The organism is Actinomadura sp. NAK00032 (genome assembly GCF_013364275.1).
Taxonomy (GTDB): domain Bacteria; phylum Actinomycetota; class Actinomycetes; order Streptosporangiales; family Streptosporangiaceae; genus Spirillospora.
Map to the genome: position 1 here is coordinate 3,629,256 of NZ_CP054932.1, position 19,728 is coordinate 3,648,983.

Annotated in this window: 19 protein-coding genes and 1 pseudogene; 9 read left to right on the top strand and 11 right to left on the bottom strand. The window is 72.7% G+C overall.

Annotated elements, in window-relative coordinates; translation table 11 throughout:
- Positions 1–47: 47 nt before the first annotated feature.
- The 6 genes from HUT06_RS17005 to HUT06_RS17030 all read right to left on the bottom strand — a co-directional run bounded on the left by HUT06_RS17005 (position 48) and on the right by HUT06_RS17030 (position 4,981).
- A complete protein-coding gene (locus tag HUT06_RS17005) occupies positions 48–737 on the bottom strand; it encodes an adenosylcobinamide amidohydrolase (RefSeq protein ID WP_368406973.1) in 690 nt (229 codons plus the stop codon).
- Positions 734–1,504, bottom strand: coding sequence for an ABC transporter ATP-binding protein (locus HUT06_RS17010; RefSeq protein ID WP_176196629.1), 771 nt, complete (start codon positions 1,502–1,504; stop codon positions 734–736). Before HUT06_RS17010 ends, HUT06_RS17005 begins: the two co-directional genes overlap by 4 nt.
- Complete coding sequence (locus tag HUT06_RS17015) at positions 1,501–2,514, bottom strand: iron ABC transporter permease (protein WP_217711759.1); 1,014 nt, start codon at positions 2,512–2,514, stop codon at positions 1,501–1,503. The genes HUT06_RS17010 and HUT06_RS17015 overlap by 4 nt, the downstream gene beginning before the upstream one ends.
- A gap of 85 nt (positions 2,515–2,599) precedes the next feature.
- On the bottom strand, positions 2,600–3,502 hold the full coding sequence (locus HUT06_RS17020) for an ABC transporter substrate-binding protein (protein ID WP_176196630.1): 903 nt from the start codon (positions 3,500–3,502) through the stop codon (positions 2,600–2,602).
- A 267-nt stretch (positions 3,503–3,769) separates the two neighbouring features.
- The gene (locus tag HUT06_RS17025; protein WP_176196631.1) at positions 3,770–4,681 is read right to left on the bottom strand and encodes an LLM class F420-dependent oxidoreductase; all 912 of its coding nucleotides are present in this window, start codon (positions 4,679–4,681) and stop codon (positions 3,770–3,772) included.
- Positions 4,682–4,723: 42 nt separating this feature from the next.
- Positions 4,724–4,981 (bottom strand): hypothetical protein, encoded by a 258-nt coding sequence (locus HUT06_RS17030; RefSeq protein WP_176196632.1) that lies wholly within the window; start codon positions 4,979–4,981, stop codon positions 4,724–4,726.
- Positions 4,982–5,078: 97 nt separating this feature from the next.
- Between HUT06_RS17030 and HUT06_RS17035 the strand changes: the two are divergent.
- A pseudogene (locus tag HUT06_RS17035) lies at positions 5,079–5,692 on the top strand (alpha/beta hydrolase).
- On the opposite strand, the gene HUT06_RS17040 reads toward HUT06_RS17035, so the two are convergent.
- A complete protein-coding gene (locus HUT06_RS17040) occupies positions 5,684–6,346 on the bottom strand; it encodes a TetR/AcrR family transcriptional regulator C-terminal domain-containing protein (protein WP_176196633.1) in 663 nt (220 codons plus the stop codon). The pseudogene HUT06_RS17035 and the gene HUT06_RS17040 sit on opposite strands and share 9 nt — an antisense overlap.
- A 72-nt stretch (positions 6,347–6,418) precedes the next feature.
- Here HUT06_RS17040 and HUT06_RS17045 point away from each other — a divergent pair, with 72 nt between their 5' ends.
- Together HUT06_RS17045 and HUT06_RS17050 are read left to right on the top strand one after the other, a co-directional pair.
- Positions 6,419–7,762: an MFS transporter gene (locus HUT06_RS17045; protein ID WP_176196634.1), complete on the top strand. Its 1,344-nt coding sequence runs from the start codon at positions 6,419–6,421 to the stop codon at positions 7,760–7,762.
- A 59-nt stretch (positions 7,763–7,821) separates the two neighbouring features.
- The gene (locus tag HUT06_RS17050) at positions 7,822–8,715 is read left to right on the top strand and encodes a hypothetical protein (RefSeq protein WP_176196635.1); all 894 of its coding nucleotides are present in this window, start codon (positions 7,822–7,824) and stop codon (positions 8,713–8,715) included.
- A 1,447-nt stretch (positions 8,716–10,162) separates the two neighbouring features.
- Here the strand turns inward: HUT06_RS17050 and HUT06_RS17055 are convergent.
- On the bottom strand, positions 10,163–10,513 hold the full coding sequence (locus tag HUT06_RS17055) for an MmcQ/YjbR family DNA-binding protein (RefSeq protein WP_254715230.1): 351 nt from the start codon (positions 10,511–10,513) through the stop codon (positions 10,163–10,165).
- Positions 10,514–10,760: 247 nt separating this feature from the next.
- Between HUT06_RS17055 and HUT06_RS17060 the strand changes: the two genes are divergently transcribed.
- Entirely contained in the window at positions 10,761–11,678 is a 918-nt protein-coding gene (locus tag HUT06_RS17060) for a PDR/VanB family oxidoreductase (protein ID WP_176196637.1), read from the top strand.
- Here HUT06_RS17060 and HUT06_RS17065 read toward each other — a convergent pair.
- Positions 11,675–12,604, bottom strand: a complete 930-nt coding sequence (locus HUT06_RS17065) for an alpha/beta hydrolase (RefSeq protein WP_176196638.1) — start codon at positions 12,602–12,604, stop codon at positions 11,675–11,677. The genes HUT06_RS17060 and HUT06_RS17065 overlap by 4 nt on opposite strands.
- A 218-nt stretch (positions 12,605–12,822) precedes the next feature.
- Here HUT06_RS17065 and HUT06_RS17070 point away from each other — a divergent pair, with 218 nt between their 5' ends.
- The 5 genes from HUT06_RS17070 (at position 12,823) to HUT06_RS17090 (ending at position 16,873) form a co-directional block, all read left to right on the top strand.
- A complete protein-coding gene (locus HUT06_RS17070; RefSeq protein WP_176196639.1) occupies positions 12,823–13,467 on the top strand; it encodes an ABC transporter permease in 645 nt (214 codons plus the stop codon).
- The gene (locus tag HUT06_RS17075; RefSeq protein ID WP_176196640.1) at positions 13,464–14,471 is read left to right on the top strand and encodes an ABC transporter ATP-binding protein; all 1,008 of its coding nucleotides are present in this window, start codon (positions 13,464–13,466) and stop codon (positions 14,469–14,471) included. Before HUT06_RS17070 ends, HUT06_RS17075 begins: the two co-directional genes overlap by 4 nt.
- Entirely contained in the window at positions 14,468–15,235 is a 768-nt protein-coding gene (locus HUT06_RS17080; protein ID WP_176196641.1) for an ABC transporter permease, read from the top strand. The genes HUT06_RS17075 and HUT06_RS17080 overlap by 4 nt, the downstream gene beginning before the upstream one ends.
- Before the next feature lie 18 nt (positions 15,236–15,253).
- Positions 15,254–16,225, top strand: coding sequence for a glycine betaine ABC transporter substrate-binding protein (locus HUT06_RS17085; protein ID WP_176196642.1), 972 nt, complete (start codon positions 15,254–15,256; stop codon positions 16,223–16,225).
- Positions 16,226–16,291: 66 nt separating this feature from the next.
- Positions 16,292–16,873 (top strand): HU family DNA-binding protein, encoded by a 582-nt coding sequence (locus HUT06_RS17090; RefSeq protein ID WP_176196643.1) that lies wholly within the window; start codon positions 16,292–16,294, stop codon positions 16,871–16,873.
- A gap of 7 nt (positions 16,874–16,880) precedes the next feature.
- On the opposite strand, the gene HUT06_RS17095 is transcribed toward HUT06_RS17090, so the two are convergent.
- Both HUT06_RS17095 and HUT06_RS17100 read right to left on the bottom strand, forming a co-directional pair.
- Positions 16,881–18,113, bottom strand: coding sequence for an acetyl-CoA hydrolase/transferase family protein (locus tag HUT06_RS17095; protein ID WP_176196644.1), 1,233 nt, complete (start codon positions 18,111–18,113; stop codon positions 16,881–16,883).
- 85 nt (positions 18,114–18,198) lie between these two features.
- The gene (locus HUT06_RS17100) at positions 18,199–19,587 is read right to left on the bottom strand and encodes a GntP family permease (protein WP_176196645.1); all 1,389 of its coding nucleotides are present in this window, start codon (positions 19,585–19,587) and stop codon (positions 18,199–18,201) included.
- Positions 19,588–19,728 lie beyond the last annotated feature (141 nt).

Sequence of the window (19,728 nt, forward strand, 5' to 3'; positions counted from 1 at the left end):
CCTGAATCCGGCCGCCGTACCGCACCGGGGTGGTACGGCGGCCGGTGCTAGCCGCGGGTCTCCAGGTAGCGGGTGTAGTCGAGGGCCCCGGCGCGGACGGCGGCGTGCACGGCACGGGCGATCCGCGCGCCCCACGTCGAGCGGGGCCCGGCGAAGACCTCCTGGTCCGCGCCGCCGGACGCGGCCGCCACGCAGACGGCGTCGGACGCGGTGCCCGTGCACGGGAAGCCCGCCTCAAGGAGCGCCTGCGTCTTCGCCTCGGTCGCGGTGACGACCGCGTTCACCAGCGCCGCGTCGCTCAGCGGGACGGGCACGGCGACGACGATGTTGATGGTGCCGGGCGTCCAGGCCGACCGGCGCGTCCCGTCGAGCGGCGCCAGTTCGGGGTCGGCGGTTCCGGCGGGGGAGGCCGCCCAGGTCGGGACGCGCAGCCCCACCGTCGCCGACACGTGCACGCCCGCGTCGTCCCGCCGCATCGTGCGGGCGACGGACGCGGCCGTCAGCATCCCGACGCCCGGCCCCTCCAGCCCGTACAGCGCGGCCAGTTCGGACAGGTGCGCGACCGGATCGGTGCGCGAGTAGGCGCCCGGGACCTGCGCGTTCAGCACCCACCCGGCGGGGCCGATGCCGCCGCCCAGCATCGCCGACGAGATCGTCCGCCGGCCGGGCCCGGCCCGCCACACCGTCGCGGCGAGGCGCTTTCCGTCCTCCTCGCGCCACACGGTCTCCAGGTTCACGGCCGCTCCAGTGCCAGCATCGGCCGCCCGCCCGGACCGGGGGCGACATGGACCCGCGCGCCGAAGTGCTCCTCGACGACCGCGCGGGTGAGGACCTCCTCCGGCGTGCCCGCCGCCGCGACCCGCCCGTCGGAGACGAGGACGAGCGCGTCGGCGTACTGCCCGGCGAGGGTGAGGTCGTGGATCGTCGTCACCACGGTCAGCCCGTCGGCGAGCCGCAGCCGGTCGACCAGCTCCAGCACCTGCTGCTGGTGGCCGATGTCGAGCGCGGTCGTCGGCTCGTCCAGCAGGAGCACCGACGTCTGCTGCGCCAGCGCGCGCGCCAGCACCACCCGCTGCCGCTCGCCGCCGGACAGGTGGTCCAGGGGCCGGGTCGCGAAGCCGGTGAGGTCGAGCCGTTCGAGGACCTCCTCGGTGACGGCCCGGTCGCGCGGGCTCTCCCGGCCGAGGTGCGGGATGTAGGGGGAGCGGCCGAGCAGCGTGTAGTCGAACACCGTCATCCCCACGGGGAGGTGCGGGTTCTGCGCGGCGTAGGCGACCGTCCGGGCCCGCTGCCGCGGCTTGAGCCGCTGGAGGTCCTCGCCGGCCACCGTGATCTCGCCGTGCGAGGCCACCAGGCCGAGGACCGCGCGCAGCAGCGTTGACTTCCCGGCCCCGTTCGGCCCGATCACCGCCGTCCACGACCCGGCCGGGACGTCCAGCGACACGCCCTTCAGCACCGGCCGGCCGCCGAGCGACACGTCCAGGCCCCGCACCGCGACCGTCACGTCTCCACCTGCCTGCGGGACGCGCGCAGCACCGCCACGAAGAACGGGCCGCCGACGAACGCCGTCACCACGCCGAGCGACAGCTCGCCGGGGCTGATGAGCGTCCGCGCCACCAGGTCCGCGAGCTCCAGGAACGCGGCGCCGCCGAGCAGCGACAGCGGCAGCACCACCCGGTACGAGCCGCCCGCCAGCCGCCGCACCACGTGCGGCACGACGATGCCGACGAACCCGATCAGCCCGCTCACCGCCACCGCCGACGCCGTCGCCAGCGACGCGGCGACGAGCACGGTCAGCCGCACCCGGGGCGCCGACAGGCCGAGGCTCGCCGCCTCCTCGTCCCCGACGCTCAGCACGTCCAGCAGCCGGCCGTGCGCCAGCAGCACGACGGTGGACACCAGCGCGTACGGGGCGACGAGCGCGAGCTGGTGCCAGTCCGCCGAGCCGACCCCGCCGAGGATCCAGGAGAAGATCCGCTGCAGCTCCTCGGCGTTCATCTGCTGGACGAACGTCTGCACCGCCGACAGGAACAGCGACACCGCGACGCCCGCGAGCACCAGCGTCACCGCCTCGTGGCGGCCCGCCGTCCGGCCGAGCGCGTAGGCGAGGAACACCCCGCACAGGGCGCCGGCGAAGGCGGCGAGCGGGATGCCGTAGCCGGGGTCGCCCGGGACGAGCGCGATCACCAGCGTCGCGCCGACCCCGGCGCCGGAGGCCGCGCCGAGCAGGTACGGGTCGGCGAGCGGGTTGCGGAACACGCCCTGGTACCCGGCGCCGGCCATCGCGAGCATCCCGCCGACCAGCGCCGCCATCAGCGCGCGCGGCACCCGCAGCTCGAACAGCACGCTCTCGTCGATCGCCCCGAGACCGGAGTCGACGTCCACGAACGGGATCTTGTCGGCGAGCGCCTTCAGCACGCCGCCGACGGGCAGCCCCGCGGCGCCCACCAGCACCCCGGCCAGCAGCGCCGCCGCGAGCACCGCGACCGCGGCCGCGAGCGGCAGCGGCCGCAGCCGGGCGGCCGGGAGGGCGCCCGCCCCGGTGCCGGGGCGGGCGCGGCGCAGACCCTTCACGAGCGGGCGTCTGCGGTCGTGGCGGTCACTGCACCTTCTGCACGGCGTCGCCGATCGCCTTGACGAACTGCGGCAGGCGCGGCCCCCAGCGGGAGGCGATGTCGTCGTCGAGCTCGACCACGTTCTTGTCCTTCACCGCGCCGAGGCCGGACCAGCCGGGGCGCTCGCCGAGCGCGGCGGTGTTCTGGCCACAGCACTTGGTGTCGGCCAGGAAGATGAGGTCGGGGTCCTGCTTGAGCAGGTACTCGCGGGACAGCTGCGGGTAGCCGCCGGTCGCCTTCTCGGCGGCGTCGGCGACGTTCCGCAGCCCGAACATGCCGTACACCTGGCCGACGAACGTCTTGGACGTCACCGAGTGCAGCTCGTTGTCGAGCTCGTGGTAGTAGGTCAGGCCCTTGCCCTTGGCGGACGCGGACGCCGCGTCGACCGTCCGCTGGATCTCGGCCCGCATGCCGTCGGTGAGCTTCTCGGCCTCGGCGGCGTGGCCGGTCGCCAGGCCGAGGTCGTTGATCTCGTCGTAGGCGTCGTCCAGCTTCGCCGCGGCGGGCTCCAGCAGGACGGGGATCTTCACCTTCTCCAGCGACTTCACGATGCCGTTCAGGTCGTCGGACACGACGACGAGGTCCGGCTTGTAGGCGATGACCGCCTCGGCGTTCGGCTTGAAGCCCGACAGCTTGGTGCGCGGCGCCTCGGCCGGGTAGTTGGAGAAGTCGCTGACCGCGACCACCTGCGGGCCGGCGCCGATGGCGAACAGCGTCTCGGTGTGGGTGGGCGACAGCGACACGATGCGCTTCGGGTGGGCGGGGACGGTCACCGCGCCGTTCGCGGCCTGCACGGTGACGGACGCCGCGGCGCCCGTCCCGTCCTTGGCGCCGTCGTCGCCGGCGCCGCCGCAAGCGGCCGTGACCAGGGCGACAGCGATCGCCATCACCGCGCCGAGGGTACGTACGGGTCTCACAGGAGCCTCCAGGCTGGGGGAAGCCGCGGCCCGCGCAGGGACGGATCGCCCTTCCACGAGGTCGATGGTCGTCAGCGCGCGAGGAGGCGACCTGGCTCGGCCACTCGTAGAGGGGCACCACAGTTGCGGGACAGCGCCGGGTTCACACCGGACTTCGCTCCAGGGCGCGCAGCACCGCAACGGTATCAGCCACGGAATCCGGGTTTGTCCGGGTGGCCGGAGTGAGTGCTCACGCGCTCATCGCGCCGCCGCGGCCTTGAGGAACCGCCGGGTCCTGCCCTGCTCGTCGTCCGGCATGAACGGTGCGGCGACGAAGTCGGTGACGCCGGCCGCGGCCAGCTCCTCCAGCCGGGCGGCGACGGTGTCCTCGTCCCCGACGACGGCCAGGTCGGCGGGGCCGGCCACGCCCTCCCGGTCCATCATCGCCCGGTAGGACGGCAGGTCGCCGTACATCGCGAACGTCTGGGCGGCCTGCTCCCGCGCGCGCTCGGGGTCGCCCGTGACGCACGTGGGCAGCGCGCACACGATCCTCGGCTCGTCGCGGCCCGCCGCCTTGGCCGCGGCCGTGATGGTCGGCGCGATGTGCTCCCGGACGGTGGCGGGCCCGGTCATCCACAGCACCGTCCCGTCCGCGCGCTCGGCCGCGAGCTTCAGCATCTTCGGACCCAGCGCCGCCAGCAGCAGCGGGACCCGCGCCTCGTTGCCGGCGCTCAGCCCGATGGAGCCCTTCAGCGTCTCGCCCTCGAAGGACACGTTCTCCCCGTTCAGCAGGGGCACCAGCACCGACAGGTACTCGTCCATGTGCCGGACGGGACGGCCGAAGTCGTACCCGTACACGCCCTCGATGACGACCTTGTGGGACAGGCCGATGCCGAGCGTGAACCGTCCGTCCAGGGCCAGGGCCGCCGTCCGCGCCTGCTGTGCCATCACCGCCGGGTGCCGCGGGTACGTCGGGACGACCGCGGTGCCCAGCTCGATGCCCGGGACGCCGCGTCCCGCCACGGACAGCGCGGTGATCGCCTCCACCCCGAAGATCTGCGAGAGCCACGCGGACGGGAGGCCGTCGTCGGCCGCGCGCCGGACGTCGTCCGCCAGCTTGCCCAGCGCGTCCGCCCCGCCGCGCTCGCTCAGCATGACCCCAATACGCACAAGGACCTCCTCGGTATCGTGTAAGGCGATCCTTACACACCTTCACCCGTCGGGACCGCCGTCCCGGGGCGCGTACTTCTCCGCCAGCTCGCGGTCGTTCGCGGCCCACCTGCGGTGCCGGGCGGCCGACTGCAGGTGCGCGTCGGCCTCCTCGGGGTGCGCGGCGGCCATCCGCTCCAGCAGCGTCGCCGCCCGCTCATGGGCGCGCGCCGAGGACGCCATCGCCTGGCACGGGTACTCGTCGCCCTCGTGCCGCCCCCCGCACGCCCTCACACCGAGCGCGTGGTCTTCGCTGTCCATACCCGCCGGCCCGCGCACCGATCCACCAACCCTCCAGCCACGTTTCCCTATCTACCCAGCCACCCGGCCGTTCAGCCCCGCCCGGCGATGTCCGATCATGGAGGACGTGGCAGATCCCGAACCGCTCACGCTCTACACCGCGGACGGCGTCCGGATCGACGCGGGCCACCTGCGCGGTACCGGTGAGGTGTGCTTCGTCCTGGCGCACGGTTTCACCTGCTCGTGGCGGCAGCCCGCGCTGCGCCGGATCGCCGGCGCCCTCGGCCGGCACGGCGGCGTCCTGGCGTTCGACTTCCGCGGCCACGGCAGGTCCGGCGGGCACTCCACGGTCGGCGACCGCGAGATCCTGGACGTCGCCGCCGCGGTCGCGGCGGCGCGCCGCCGGGGATACCGGCGCGTCGCGGTCACGGGGTTCTCCATGGGCGGCGCGGTCGTCGTCCGCCACGCCGCGCTGCACGGCGGCGTCGACGCGGTGGTGTCGGTCAGCGCCCCCGCCCGCTGGCCGGACGCATCGCACCCGCCCCCTTCCTCGTCGTCCACGGCGACGCGGACGCCTTCTTCCCCCTCGACCACGCCCACCAGCTGTACGAGGCGGCGTCCGACCCGAAGGAACTGTGGATCGAACCGGCCTTCGGCCACGCCGAGGTCGCCGCCACCCCCGACCTGATCGACCGCATCGCCGAGTGGTCGAAGGACGCGGTCTCACCCTGACGCGGCGAGCCCGTCGATGAGGCTCCGCAGCCCGAACTCGAACCGGTCGGTCAGCCCCGGCGCGAGCAGCCCGTCCGCCACCGCGACGAGATCGGGATACCGCTCCACGGGCAGCCCGGCCAGGTAGGTGCCGACCTCGGCGAGCCGCACGCCACCGTCGGCGCCCTTGCCGAAGGCGATCTCCTGCACCGCGAAGCCGGCCACGTAGAACACCAGGACCAGGTAGCCGTAGCCCGCCATCCGGTCGTCGAACCCGGACCGCCGCAGGATGCCGATCACCCGGTCGGCCAGCCGCAACCCGTGCGGCCCGAACGGCAGCCGCCCCGGAAGCAGCCGCGTGGCCGCGGGATGGGCCAGCAGCACCTGCCGCAGATCGAGCCCCAACCTGGACAGCCGCTCCTGCCAGGGCCCGCCCTCCGCCTCCGGCAGCGGGCACTTCCCGATCACCGTGTCGACGAGCAGTTCGAACAGCTCGTCCTTCCCGCGCACGTGCCAGTAGAGCGACGGCGACTTGACGTCCAGCTCCGCCGCGAGCCTGCGCATGCTGAACGCGTCGAAGCCGTCCCTGTCCAGGAGTTCGAGGGCCGCCCGGACGATCTCACCGCGATCCAGCCGCGGCGCCGCCGACTCCTCCCCGCGCGGAAATCCACCCATGCCCGAAAACCTAACACTGCAAGGGAGTCCCTAGCACTGTTAGATTGTCTCTAACAGTGCTAGGGAGTGCCGATGATCGATCCGATCCCCACCGCGACCCGCCGACCCCTCAGCCCGCCCGGCTGGTGGCCGCTGGCCGCGATCGTCGCGGCGGTCTTCATGCTCATGCTGGACGCGACGGTGGTGACCGTCGCCCTGGCGCGAATGCGCGACGACCTGCACGCCGGCCTCGGCGACCTGCAATGGGTGATGAACGGCTACACGCTGGCGATGGCCGCGTTCCAGCTCACCGCCGGCTCGCTGGCCGACCGCTGGGGCCGCCGCCGCTCCTTCCTCACCGGCGTGGCGCTGTTCACCGCGGCGTCGCTCGCCTGCGGGCTGGCCCCGAACGCGGCCGTGCTCATCACCATGCGCGTCGTCCAGGGACTCGCCGGCGCGCTCATGTTCGCGACCACCCTCGCCTTGATCGCCCAGTGCTACACGGGCCGGCGCCGCGGCCTGGCGTTCGGCGTACGCGGCATGGCCGCGGGCTCGGCCGTCGTGCTCGGCCCGGTCGTCGGCGGCGCGCTGGTCTCCGGGCCGGGCTGGCGGTGGATCTTCCTGGTGAACGTCCCCGCCGGAGCCCTCACCCTCGCCATCGGCGCCGCCGCACTACCCCGCCACGAGCCCGCCCGCACCCCGCGCCGCATCGACGCCCTGGGCCCGTTCCTCCTGGCCGTAGCCCTGACCGCGCTGGTCTTCACCCTCCTGCGCGGCGAGGACCAAGGCTGGGGGAGCGCACGGACCCTGACGACTTCCGTCGCCGCCCTCGTGGCCCTCCTCCTCTTCACCGCCGTGGAACACCGCCGCCGCGACCCGATGCTGGACCTCTCCCTCTTCCGCGACCGCGTCTTCACCGGCACCCAGGTCGGATCGTTCACCGTCCAGGCGAGCATCTTCGCGATGCTCGTCTACGTGTCCCTATGGTTCCAGGACGGCCTGCACTACACGGCACTGAAGACGGGCCTGTGCTTCCTGCCGCTGGTAGTTCCCATACTCCTGGCGGGCCCACTGGCGGGAGCCATCATGGACCGCCTCCCCAAGGGCCTCCTGGTCTCAGCCTCCCTAGCCGTCCTGGCCGCCGCGATCGTCCTCATGCGCGGCTCCACCGCCTGGACGGACCTGGCCCCCGGAATGCTGCTGGCCGGCCTGGCCTGCGGCGTGGCACTCCCGACCCTGGGCGCTCTCGCCGTGGACATCCCAGACGAACGGCACCTCGGAATGGCATCGGGCGTGAACAACACCGTCCTGCAGATCGGCTTCGCCGTAGGCATAGCCGCCTACGGCGCAGTGGCAAGCCAAGACACCCTCTTCCTCATCGGCGCCGCGAGCGCCCTCACAGGAGCCGCCATCACCGCACTCCTGATGCGCAGCTGAGTTATCCACAACTTCAAAACGCCACCAGGCACAACAACCGCTCCTGTCACGATCCACCCATGAACGGGATGACCCTCACCTGGAAGCGGACGCCCGCCAACACGGTCGTCCCCGTAGGCCACGGCGTCTATTTCGCCCCCGCCAAGGGCGCCTCCCTCACCGCCCGGGCCGCCGCCCTGAGCGGCCTCCTCCCACGGGAAGCCGTCATCGCCCGCCGCACCGCCGCCTGGATATGGGGCCTGGACGTCTTACCCCCTGGCATTGACGAGACCGACTGGCCCGTAGACCTCATCACGCCCGACCCCTCAGCTCCCCTCGCCCCCGACACAGTCGAGATCCCACCCGGCCACGCGATGAGCAAAGGAGGAATCCGCCTGACGACCCCCATCCGCACGGCACTCGACTGCGCCCGCTGGCTTCCCCGCCTGGAAGCGGTAGCCGCCCTAGACCAATTCCTCCGAAAAGGCGTCAACCCGCAAGACCTGGCAACAATGGCCCGAACGCTCCCCGGCTACCGAGGCAACAAAAGACTCCGCGAGATCATCCGCCTCTCCGACCGAGGCGCCGCGTCCCCCGGCGAAACCTGGGCCCGCGTCGCCATCGTGAACACGGGCCTACCCCGCCCCCGAACCCAGGTCCCGGTCATGGGCCCGCAAGAACGCCGCCTCTACATCGACCTCGGCTATCCCGAGTTCCGCGTGGGCCTCGAATACGACGGCGAACGCCACCACACCGGCCCCGAGGCCCGTGCCCACGACAAGGCCCGCCGCCGCTGGCTGACAAAGGAAATGCAGTGGGAGATCATCCCGGTCACCAAGGACTTCCTAGCCACCCCCACCCCCTACCTAGAGGCCCTCCTAACGGCCCTACTCCACCGAGGCTGGAACCCCGACAACGAGACCATGGCCAGAATGGAAACCCGCTTGGCAACCCTGAAACGCCGCCCCCACTGACCACACCGTTCTCCGCCCACGCGGACGCCTTTCCCACCTGCGGCCAGAGAGCGAATGGCCCTTTGGCAATGCCCGCCCCTTCGGTGCCCGGCCAGAGCCTTCTCAGAGACGGGCCGAACACCGATAGGGTCTCGGCAGATGAGAAGGGCGGCGTAGTGGCCGACGACGGCGGATGGCGGCACCATTCCTACCTCCACGACGACCCGCCGGGCCATAGTGGCGACTGGCCCACCTGGGTGGCGCCCCCATACCCGCCGGTCGACCTCGGCCCGTGCCCGATCTGCGGCCATGCGACCGAACGTTGCGCCACCTGGCAATCGCACGGCGAGACGGTTACCTCTTATGCGTGCGTGCGGTGCCGGGCGGACATGGAGGTCTTCCACACCGGCCCGCCCGGCCACGTCGCCACCCCGACCCGGCCTTGGTACGCCCCGCCCGACATGCGCTGGGACATGTGCGCCGACCCGGTCCCCGACGGGGCGCCGAGGCGCTACCACGCCTCGGGCCACTGGGGACTGACCCTGTGCGAATTGAGCGCCGGTGACCTGGTCGAGCAGGGCCCGCAGTGGCGGCCCGACCGCACCGACGCCTGCCCCACATGCCACCGAGATCGACGGGCGCTGGCCCGCCGACCGGCGCACAGACGGCGACCTCCTCGTGACCTGCCCCTGCCCCACCTGCCGCCCCGCCGACATCCCATGAAACCACCGTGCCGCACCCGACCACCGATCTCACCCCCGCACCGACGCTCGCCGTGGCCACCGCCACCAGCGCGCGGAGCGCTGGGCGTCGCTGACCGACACACCGCCCCCTGCCGTCCGTCGGCATCGTGAGCGCCGGGTGAACGAGGCCACCGCGCCGCGCCCGGTGGCCGGGCTTGTTACCGCGCGGACGTTGGCCCTTGGTCGGCTCTGACTGGCGCTTGGGGTGTTGGGTGTCGGTGGCCGGCGCCTCCGTGCGTTGCCGTTGGTCGGGCGTTGTGAGGGCCGGGTGGGCGATGCCGCTGTGCCGCGTCCGGTGGCTGGACTCGTTACCGCGCCTGGGCCGGGCGTGTCCGCTGGCGCTTGGTCTGTTGGGCGGCGTGGTGGAAGGCATGTGGTTTCGCTGGTGGGGAGTGGGTGCGGCCGGCAGAAGGCCACGTGGCGGCGGTGGTGTGCGGTGGGCCGTCCGGGTCGGGGGCCCACCGCACCACCGCTTGGCGGGTTGGGGCGGCGGGTGTCAGTGCGTGTCGGTGGCGTTTTGGATGGTCGTGTGCAGGGCTCTGCGCGAGTCAGTAGGAGGACGGGCCCGTTCGTGTCTTGCACCGTCACCATTGCGCCGGCCGCCCGCGCGTCGCCACATGGTGCAGGTCGGTTGGAGGGGAGACTGCGGCGTACTTCGCCGCTCGGGCTGACCGGGCATGCCTTCGGGGAGCGTCTTGCTCGCGACTCTCGAAGGTGGGGGCGGGTCAGTCGAGGAGGTTTACCAGGCGCTTCGGGGCGATCAGGCGGTAGCTGTCTTCTATGAGTTCGGCCATTTCGTCCCAGTCGTGGTCGATGTTGAGGTGCGCGCCCACCCAGCCCTTCGGGCCGACGTACTTCGGGACGAAGAAGCGCTCGGGGTCCTCGGCCACGAGCGCCTCCTGTACGCCGGGGCCGGCCTTGAACGTCATCGAGAGGCCGTCCTCGGAGGTCATCACGAACAGCTTGTCGCGGACCCGGTAGGACGGCGCGGTGTGGCCGCCGAACGGCTTCTCCGTCGCCTCCGGCAGGGCCAGGCAGATCTCCCGAATTCTCGCCGACGGGTCCACGTCGCTCACCTGCAGTCCTCTCGGTCGCATGCCTTCGCGCAATCGTAGGAGGTGCGTCCGACATTCAGCCTGCCCACTCGCAGCCGACGCGCGGGCCCTCTCCCTGCCCGTGGGCGGGCTACCGGCCAGGGCGGCGGCCTCGGGCGCGCTTGCTGATGGTGGGGTTTTCTTCCGTCGGATGGAAGGGGGGCTGGTGGGGGGTGGTGGTCGGGGCGAGGGTCGGGGGCGGGTGGACTGTTCGCTGTAGGGAGGGCCTGTGGCCGCGGAGACTGAGGTCGTTGTCGGTGAGCGGGTGGTCCTCGCCGATGGCGTTGTGGGGTTGGCGCTGCGGGCGGTGGACGGTGGGGAGTTGCCGGCCTGGGGGCCGGGTGCGCATGTGGATGTGGTCCTGGGGGACGGGCTTGTGCGGCAGTACTCGTTGTGTGGGGATCCGGGCGATTCGCGGGTGTGGTCGATCGCGGTGTTGAAAGAGGGGCCGGGGTCCACGGTCGTTCACGAGCGCGTGCGGGTGGGGGATCGGCTTGTCGTGCGCGGGCCTCGTAATCACTTTGCGCTGGAGGACGCGCCTCGTTACGTGTTTCTCGCGGGTGGGATCGGGATTACGCCGATCCTGCCGATGGTGGCTGCGGCTGAGGCCGCGGGGGCTGATTGGCAGTTGTATTACGGGGGGCGGCGGCGGTCCGCCATGGCTTTTCTCGGGGAGCTGTCGCGGTACGGGGAGCGGGTCGAGTTCTGGCCGCAGGACGAGTGTGGGCTGCTTGATCTTGATTCGGTTCTGGGCGGGACGGAGGGGGCGCTTGTTTACTGCTGCGGGCCCGAGGCGATGCTCGCGGCGGTCGAGGAGCGGTGTGGGGCGGGTGTGCTGCGTACGGAGCGGTTCTCGCCGAAGGCGGTCGCCGGGCCTGCTGAGGCGTTCGATGTCGAGTTGGCGTTGAGCGGGCAGACGCTTCGGGTCGAGGCTGGTTGCTCGATTCTGGAGACCGTTGAAAAGGCGGGGGTGAGTGTTCTGTCGTCCTGCCGGGAAGGGACGTGCGGGACGTGTGAAACGGTCGTTGTCGAGGGTGTGCCCGACCATCGGGATTCGGTGCTGAGTGAGGCGGAGCGCGCGGACGGGGGATTCATGATGATCTGTGTTTCCCGGGCCCGCGGGCCCCGCCTCGTTCTGGAGCTCTAGGGGTGCAGGGCGCGGCGGAGGACGTCCAGGCGGTCGGCGTTCATCCGCTTCGTCACGGCCGCCTGCGGGACGAGCGTCGTGCCGTGGAAGGTGCCCGGGTAGTGGTGGATCTCGGTGGGCACGCCCGACTGGACCAGCCGCAGCGCGTAGGTCAGGCCCTCGTCGCGCAGCGGGTCGAACTCGCAGGTGGTGACGTAGGCGGGCGGCAGCCCGGACAGGTCGTCGGCGCGGGCGGGCGCCGCGTACGGGGAGACGCCGGCGGTGCCGCGGACGCCTTCGCCGAGGTAGTAGTCCCAGCTCAGTTCCGCGTTGGGGCGGTGCCAGATCGGCGTGTCGGTGTAGGCCCGCATGGACGGGGTGTCGAGCCGGTCGTCCAGTTCGGGGACGCCGAGGAGCTGGAAGCACAGGGCGGGGCCGCCGCGGTCGCGGGCCAGGAGCGCTACCGCCGCCGACAGGCCGCCGCCCGCGCTCTCGCCGCCGACCGCCAGGCGGGCCGGGTCGATGCCCAGTTCGGCGGCGTGCTCGGCGGTCCAGATGAGGGCGGCGTAGCAGTCCTCCAGGCCGGCGGGAAAGGGGTGCTCGGGGGCGAGGCGGTACTCGACCGAGACGACGACGGCGCCGACCTCCGCGGCGATGGCGGTCGTGTCGTCCCGGTACAGGTCGACGGAGCCGAGGACGAACCCGCCGCCGTGGATGTAGACGAGGCCGGGCAGGGCGCCGTCGTGCCCGGCGGGCCGGAAGACGCGGACGGGCACGCCGGGCGGCACGGTGACGTCGCGGGTCTCGACCGGGATCGGGGGTTCGTACCTGGGCCTCGCCTCGAACATCTCCGCCTCTTCACGGCGGACCTTCTCCACGTCGGCGATCGTCAGATGCGGGATCATCGAGATCCAGGGGGCGAGTTCCGGGTCGTAGGCGTAGGTCACCACGGGCTCCTCTCACGCGTCCGGCGTCCCCAGTGTCGGACGCCGGCGCCGCCGTGCCCAGCCGAAGGCCGCCGGGAAACGGAATGGTCATCGTCGACCGGCCGCGGCGAAGGTGCCGATCGGCCATTGCACAACTGATCATCCGTAGGCAGCCTCTGAGGTATGGGAGACGCGAGCCGTACCCTCCTCGCCCGGGCTCCCGCCGCCGGGAGGCGGCGATGAGCTTCTCCGACTACCTCTCCGAACGCTGGCCCACGATCGCCCGGCTCGCCGCCGAGCACGCCGAGGTCGTGCTGATCGCCGTCGCCGTCGCGACGGTCGTCGGGATCGGGCTCGGCGTCGCCGTCGAGGGCCGCCCGCGGGCGCGGGGCCTCGCGCTCGGCGTCGCGGGCACCATGCTGACCGTCCCGTCGCTGGCGCTGTTCGGCCTGCTCATCCCGCTGTTCGGGCTGGGCCTCGCACCGACGATCACCGCGCTGGTGCTGTACGCGGTGTTCCCGATCCTGCGCAACACCATCACCGGGCTGGACGGGGTGCCGGGCGCGGTGGAGGAGGCGGCGCGCGGCATGGGCATGAGCCCGCTGAGCCGGCTGCTGCGGATCCGGCTGCCGCTGGCCTGGCCGGTGGTGCTCACCGGCATCCGGGTGGCGACGATCATGACGGTCGCGATCGCGGCGATCGCCGCCGCCGTCGCGGGGCCCGGCCTCGGCGAGCTGATCTTCGGCGGGCTGGCCCGGATCGGCGGGGCGAACGCGCTGAACGACACCCTCGCCGGGACGCTCGGCGTCGCCGTGCTGGCGCTCCTCCTCGACCTGCTGTTCGTCGTGCTGTCCCGCCTCACCACCGCCAGGGGGCTGCGATGACCGAGACCGCCGTCACCGAGACCACCGCCGTCCGGGAGACGATCCGGCTGGAGGGGGTGAGCAAGCGGTACCCGGGCCAGGACGCCCCGGCGGTCGAGGACCTGACGCTCGGCGTCCGGGACGGGGAGATCGTCGTGCTGCTCGGGCCGTCCGGCTGCGGGAAGACCACCACGCTGCGGCTGGTCAACCGGCTGATCGAGCCGACCGCGGGCCGGATCCTGCTCGGCGGCGAGGACGTCACCCGCGCCGACCCCGACGAGCTGCGCCGCCGCATCGGATACGTCATCCAGCAGGTCGGGCTGTTCCCGCACATGACGATCGCCGCGAACATCGGGGTCATCCCGCGCACGCTCGGCTGGCCGAAGCCGCGCGTGCGGGAACGCGTGGACGAGCTGCTCGACATGGTCGGGCTCGACCCCGGCACCTACCGGGGCCGGTACCCGAAGGAGCTGTCGGGCGGCGAGCAGCAGCGCGTCGGGGTCGCCCGCGCGCTCGCCGCGGACCCGCCCGCGATGCTGATGGACGAGCCGTTCGGCGCCATCGACCCCATCACGCGGGAGCGGCTCCAGGACGCGTTCCTGGAGCTGCAGGGCCGGATCCGCAAGACGATCGTGCTGGTCACGCACGACCTGACCGAGGCGCTGAAGCTCGGCGACCGGATCGCGATGCTCGGGCGGCGGGCGAAGCTCGTCCAGTACGACACGCCCGCGCGGATCCTCGCCGAGCCCGCCGACGAGTTCGTCGCGTCGTTCGTCGGGGCGGGCGCGGCGATGCGCGGGCTGCGGCTCGTCGAGGTCGGCTCGATCGCGCTGCCCGCCGCCGGTGAGGGCGGCGAGGGGGGCGCGACCGTCCGCGCCGACCAGTCGCTGTACGAGGCGCTCGACGCGATGCTGAGGGCCGGGGAGGAGACAGCGACCGTCCTGGACGAGGACGGGCGGCCCGCCGGCACGGTCTCCTGGTCGGCGATCGTCGGACAGACCCCGGCGGCGGGCGGCGGGCGATGACCGTCACCGCCGTCCCGGAGCGGACGGCGCCGGGGGAGGAGCCGCGGGGCCGCGCCGGGCTCCTCGCCACGCCCGTCTTCCTGCTGCTGGTGTGCGCGGCGCTCTCCCTCTACGTGCGCGGGCTGGACCTGGACCCGATCGAGCGCCGGGCCATCGACCGGGACGCGATCGTCCGGCAGTTCGGCGAGCACGTCGGCCTGGTCGCGGTGTCCACGGGGCTGGTCCTCGCGATCGCGATCCCGCTGGGGGTGCTGCTGACCCGGCCGCGGCTGCGCCGGCTGTCGGCGCCGTTCCTCGCGCTCGCGAACGCGGGGCAGGCCGTCCCGTCCATCGGGGTGCTGGTCCTGCTCGCGGTCACGGTCGGCATCGGCTTCCAGAAGGCGGTGATCGCCCTCATCCTCGTGTCGGCGCTGCCGGTGCTGCGCAACACCATGGTCGGCCTCCAGGGCGTCGACCGGTCGCTCATCGACGCCGGGCGCGGCATCGGGATGTCCCGGACGGCGGTGCTGTTCCGCGTCGAGCTGCCGCTCGCGGTGCCGGTGATCCTGGCCAGCGTCCGCGTCGCGGTGATCCTCAACGTGGGCAGCGCGACGCTCGCGGCCTTCACCAACGCGGGCGGCCTCGGCGAGCTGATCAACACCGGGATCGCGCTGAACCGGACCCCGATCCTGCTGACCGGCAGCGTCCTGACGGCCGTGCTCGCCCTGGCCGCCGACTGGCTCATCGGACTCGTCGAGCACGTCCTGCGCCCCCGCGGCGTCTGAACCCTGAGGAGAGTCACCATGCGCCCGCCCACCACCGGACGATCACGCATCGCCGTCGCCCTGGCCGCCGTCGCCCTCACCGCGGGATGCTTCAGCTCCGGCGGCACCGACGCCGAGGCGGGCAGCCTGGCGGAGGGCAACTCGCTGGACGGCGCCACCCTCACCGTCGGGTCCAAGGAGTTCACCGAGCAGCTCGTCCTGTGCCAGGTCACCGCGCTCGCGCTGCGCTCGGCGGGCGCGACCGTCCGCGAGAAGTGCGGGCTCCAGGGCAGCAACACCACGCGCGCGGCGCTGACGTCCGGCAGCGTCGACATGTACTGGGAGTACACCGGGACGGCCTGGATCAACTACCTGAAGGAGACCGAGCCGATCGGCGACCCGGCCGCGCAGTACAAGGCGGTCGCCGAGCAGGACCTCGCGAAGAACAAGGTGAAGTGGCTCGCGGCGGCGCCCGCGAACAACACCTACGCGATCGCGGTGAAGACGACGACCATGCGCCAGCTCGGCATCGAGAGCCTGTCGGACTACGCCGCCCTGGCCAAGCGGGACCCGGGCAAGGCGTCCACGTGCGTCGCGAGCGAGTTCGCCGGACGCGGCGACGGATGGCCCGGCCTGCAGAAGGCCTACGGGTTCACGCTGCCGGAGTCGTCCGTCGCGACGCTGGCCGAGGGCGCCATCTACGACGCCGTCGGCAAGGGCGAGCCGTGCGCCTTCGGCGAGACCACCACGACCGACGGGCGCCTCAAGGCGCTGGGCCTCACGCCGATCCCGGACGACAAGAGGTTCTTCCCCGTCTACAACCCCGCCCTCACCGTCCGCGACTCCGTCTACCGGGACCACCCCGCCATCGGGAGGATCGCGGGCACGATCGCCGCCGCGCTGACCGACTCGGTCCTCCGAGAGCTGAACGGCCGGGTCGACATCGAGGGCAAGGAGGCGGCGGAGGTCGCCGAGACCTGGCTGCAGTCCAAGAGCTTCATCGGCAAGTGACGGGCCCCGGCCGCCCCGCCCCATTACGCTGAGCAGCACATATCGCCACAGTGAAGGGCATGGCGCATGAACCGGAGTGAACTGGTCAAGAGGGTGGCGGAGCGCGCGGGGAGCGACGAGGCCGCCGCCCGCCGGCACGTGGACGCCGTGTTCGACACCGTGATGGAGCGGGTGTCCGCCGGGGAGCGCGTCACCGTGACCGGGTTCGGGACGTTCGACAGCTTCGCCCGGCCCGCCCGCAGCGCCCGCAACCCGCGCACCGGGCTGCCGGTCGAGGTCCCCGCCGCGCAGGTGCCGCGGTTCCGGTCCGGGCAGACGTTCCGCACCCGGGTCGCCGGCGACGCCCCCGCGCCCGCCGCCGAGCCGGAGGCCGCCGTGGCGGTGGCGGCGCCGGTCGAGGCCCCGGCGGCGAAGCCGTCCAAGAACGGCAAGAACGGCAAGAAGGGCAAGAAGAACGCCGAGGCCAAGAAGGACGCCGGGGCGAAGAAGCGCCCCGCGAAGGACGCCGCGAACAAGGACGCCGCGAACGAGGCCGCCGGGAAGAAGGCCGCCGCGAAGAACGGCAAGGCCGCCAACGCCGACAAGAACGGTAAGAACGCGAAGAAGAAGGCGGGCAAGGGGAAGGCGCGGGCGAAGGCCGCCTCCTGACCGGGCGTCAGCTCAGCGGGAAGCCCAGCTCGCGGCCCTGCTCGCGCAGGCCGTCGCGGGCGTCCGGGTGCGCGACGTTGTCCACGAGCTGCTGCGCCTGCGACAGCGAGTCCCGGCCCCAGATCGTGGCGGTGCCCTGCTCGCTGACGATGAAGCTGTGCTGGAAGGAGGTGACGGGCCCGGCCAGCCGCGGGATGACCGTGGACACGTCCGCGCGCGGGTGCCAGGACGGCAGCGCGATGACCGCCCGGCCGCCGGAAGAGTGCAGCGCCCCCACGACGAAGTCGCTCTGCCCGCCGAACCCCGAGTAGACCACGCCGCGCACCCGGCTGGCGTTGGCCTGCGCGTAGAGGTCGACCTGGAGCGCCGAGTTCACCGACACCAGCCGGGGCCGGCGCGCGATCAGGCTCGGGTCGTTGGTCTTCTCGGTGCGCAGCATGCGGACGCGCTCGTTGCGGTCGGCCCAGTCGTAGAGCTCCTCCCCGCCGAACGCGAACGAGGCGGTGATCGGCGTGTCCGGGTCGAGCGCGCCCGCCTTCTCCAGCGCGAGGACCCCGTCGCTGAACATCTCCGACCAGACGCCGAGGCCGCGGCGGCCGAGCAGCGAGGCGAGCACCGCGTCGGGGACGGCGCCGATGCCGAGCTGCAGCGTCGCCCGCTCGGGGACCAGGGCCGCCACCCGGCCGCCGATCTCGCGGGCGGTGCCGCCGGGCGGCCGGGGCACCGGGCTCGCGAGCGGCTCGTCCGACTCGATCGCGTAGTCGATCTCGTCCACCGCCATGACCGCGTCCCCGAAGGTGTGGGGCATGCGGGGGTTGAGCTGGGCGATGACGAGCCCGCCGCGGGCGCGCACGGCCTCGACGGCGGCGGGCAGGATGTTGACCTCGATGCCGAGCGACACCGTCCCGCCGCGCGGCGTGGAGGTCTGCACGATCACGACGTCCGGCGGCAGCGACCCCTTCAGCAGGTTCGGGACGAGCGACAGCCGCGACGGGAAGTAGCGCAGGCGCGCGTGCCCGCGCATGCCCGCCCCGACGAACGGCGTCTCCAGGTCCACGCCGTCGCGGTCGGGCATGTCGCCCTGGGCGTTGAGCATGAACAGCCGGTACTCGGCGGCGGCCGCGTCCAGGACGGCGAGGGCGCGGCGCGGGGCGGCGAAGTTGCCGCCCGCCACGACCCGCGGCCGCCCCGGCAGGCCCGCGAGGACGGTCCCGAGGTGTGATTCCGAGATGACGCGCATCGACTCGCTCCGCCCCCTGGGTGGTGTTCCGGCTTCCATGATCGGGCATCGGGTGGCGCGGGCCCGGACCGGGCCCGCGCCCGCGCTAGACGACCAGGTTCAGCAGCAGGACGAACACCAGGCCGCACACCGAGATGACGGTCTCCATGAGCGACCACGTCTTGATGTTCTGCCCGACGCTGAGCCCGAAGTACTCCTTGACCAGCCAGAAGCCCGCGTCGTTGACGTGCGAGAAGAACAGCGAGCCGGCGCCGATCGCCAGCACCAGCAGCGAGGTCTCGCCGCTGTCGAGCGTGCCGACCAGCGGGACGAAGATGCCGGCGGCGGTGACGGTGGCCACGGTCGCGGACCCGGTGGCCAGCCGGATGAGGACGGCGACCAGCCAGGCGAGCAGCAGCACGGAGAACCCGCTGTCCTTGACCCAGTCGGCGACCAGGTCGCCGATCCCGGTCGCGATCAGCGTCTGCTTGAAGCCGCCGCCCGCCGCGACGATCAGCAGGATCCCGGCGATCGGCGGCAGCGACTCCGCGGTGGAGGAGGAGACGGCCCGGCGGTCCATGCCCGAGCCGAGCCCGAGGGTGAACATCGCGACGACGACCGCGATGAGCAGCGCGATCAGCGGCGTGCCGAGGTCGTCCAGGACGGTGCGGAGGTTCCCGCCCTCGTCCAGCGTGATGTCGGCGACGGCCTTGCCCAGCATCAGCACGACGGGGAGCAGAACGGTGGCGAGTGTGACGGCGAACGACGGGCGCTTGCGGCCCTCCTTCGCCAGGCCCGTGTCCTCCTCCTCGGCGGCGTCGACGTACAGCTGCGGGGGCGTGACGTCCACCCAGCGGGCCGCGAACCGGGCGAACAGCGGGCCGGACAGGGCGACCGTCGAGACCGCGACGAGCACGCCGAGGCCGAGCGTGAGGCCGAGGTCGGCCTTGAGGGCGCCGATGGCGGCGAGCGGCCCGGGGTGCGGCGGGACGAGCCCGTGCATCGCCGACAGCCCGGCCAGCGCCGGGATGCCGACCGCGATGATCGACAGCCCCGAGCGGCGCGCCACCAGGAAGATGACCGGCATCAGCAGCACGAGGCCGATCTCGAAGAACATCGGCAGCCCGATCAGCGCGCCGACGAGCGCCATCGCCCACGGCAGGAAGGCGCGCCTGGACCGCCCCACGATGGTGTCGACGATCTGGTCGGCGCCCCCGGAGTCGGCCAGCAGCTTGCCGAACATCGCGCCGAGCGCGATGAGCGCGCCGACGTCGGCCGTGGTCTTGCCGAATCCCTGGCCGAAGGCGTCGAACGTGTCCGCCATGGGAAGACCGGCGATGGCGCCGACCAGCAGCGAGCCGAGCGTCAGGCTGAGGAACGGGTGGACCCTGAAGTAGGTGATCAGGACGACGATCAGCGCGATGCCGGCGAGTGCCGCCGGCACGAGCCGCCCGCTGGAGGCGGCCGGCGCCGCGGCCAGCACGATCGTGTGCATTTCTCATCCTCCGGGGGAGCGGGGGGAGGGGATGGGCGGTCCGCCCGAGTGTGACCGCAATGACCTGCTCTTTACAAGGCATCGAGCCTAAAAATCATATCTTTGTGCTAGTCATGCCCAGGTTCGTGTGATGATTGGGCC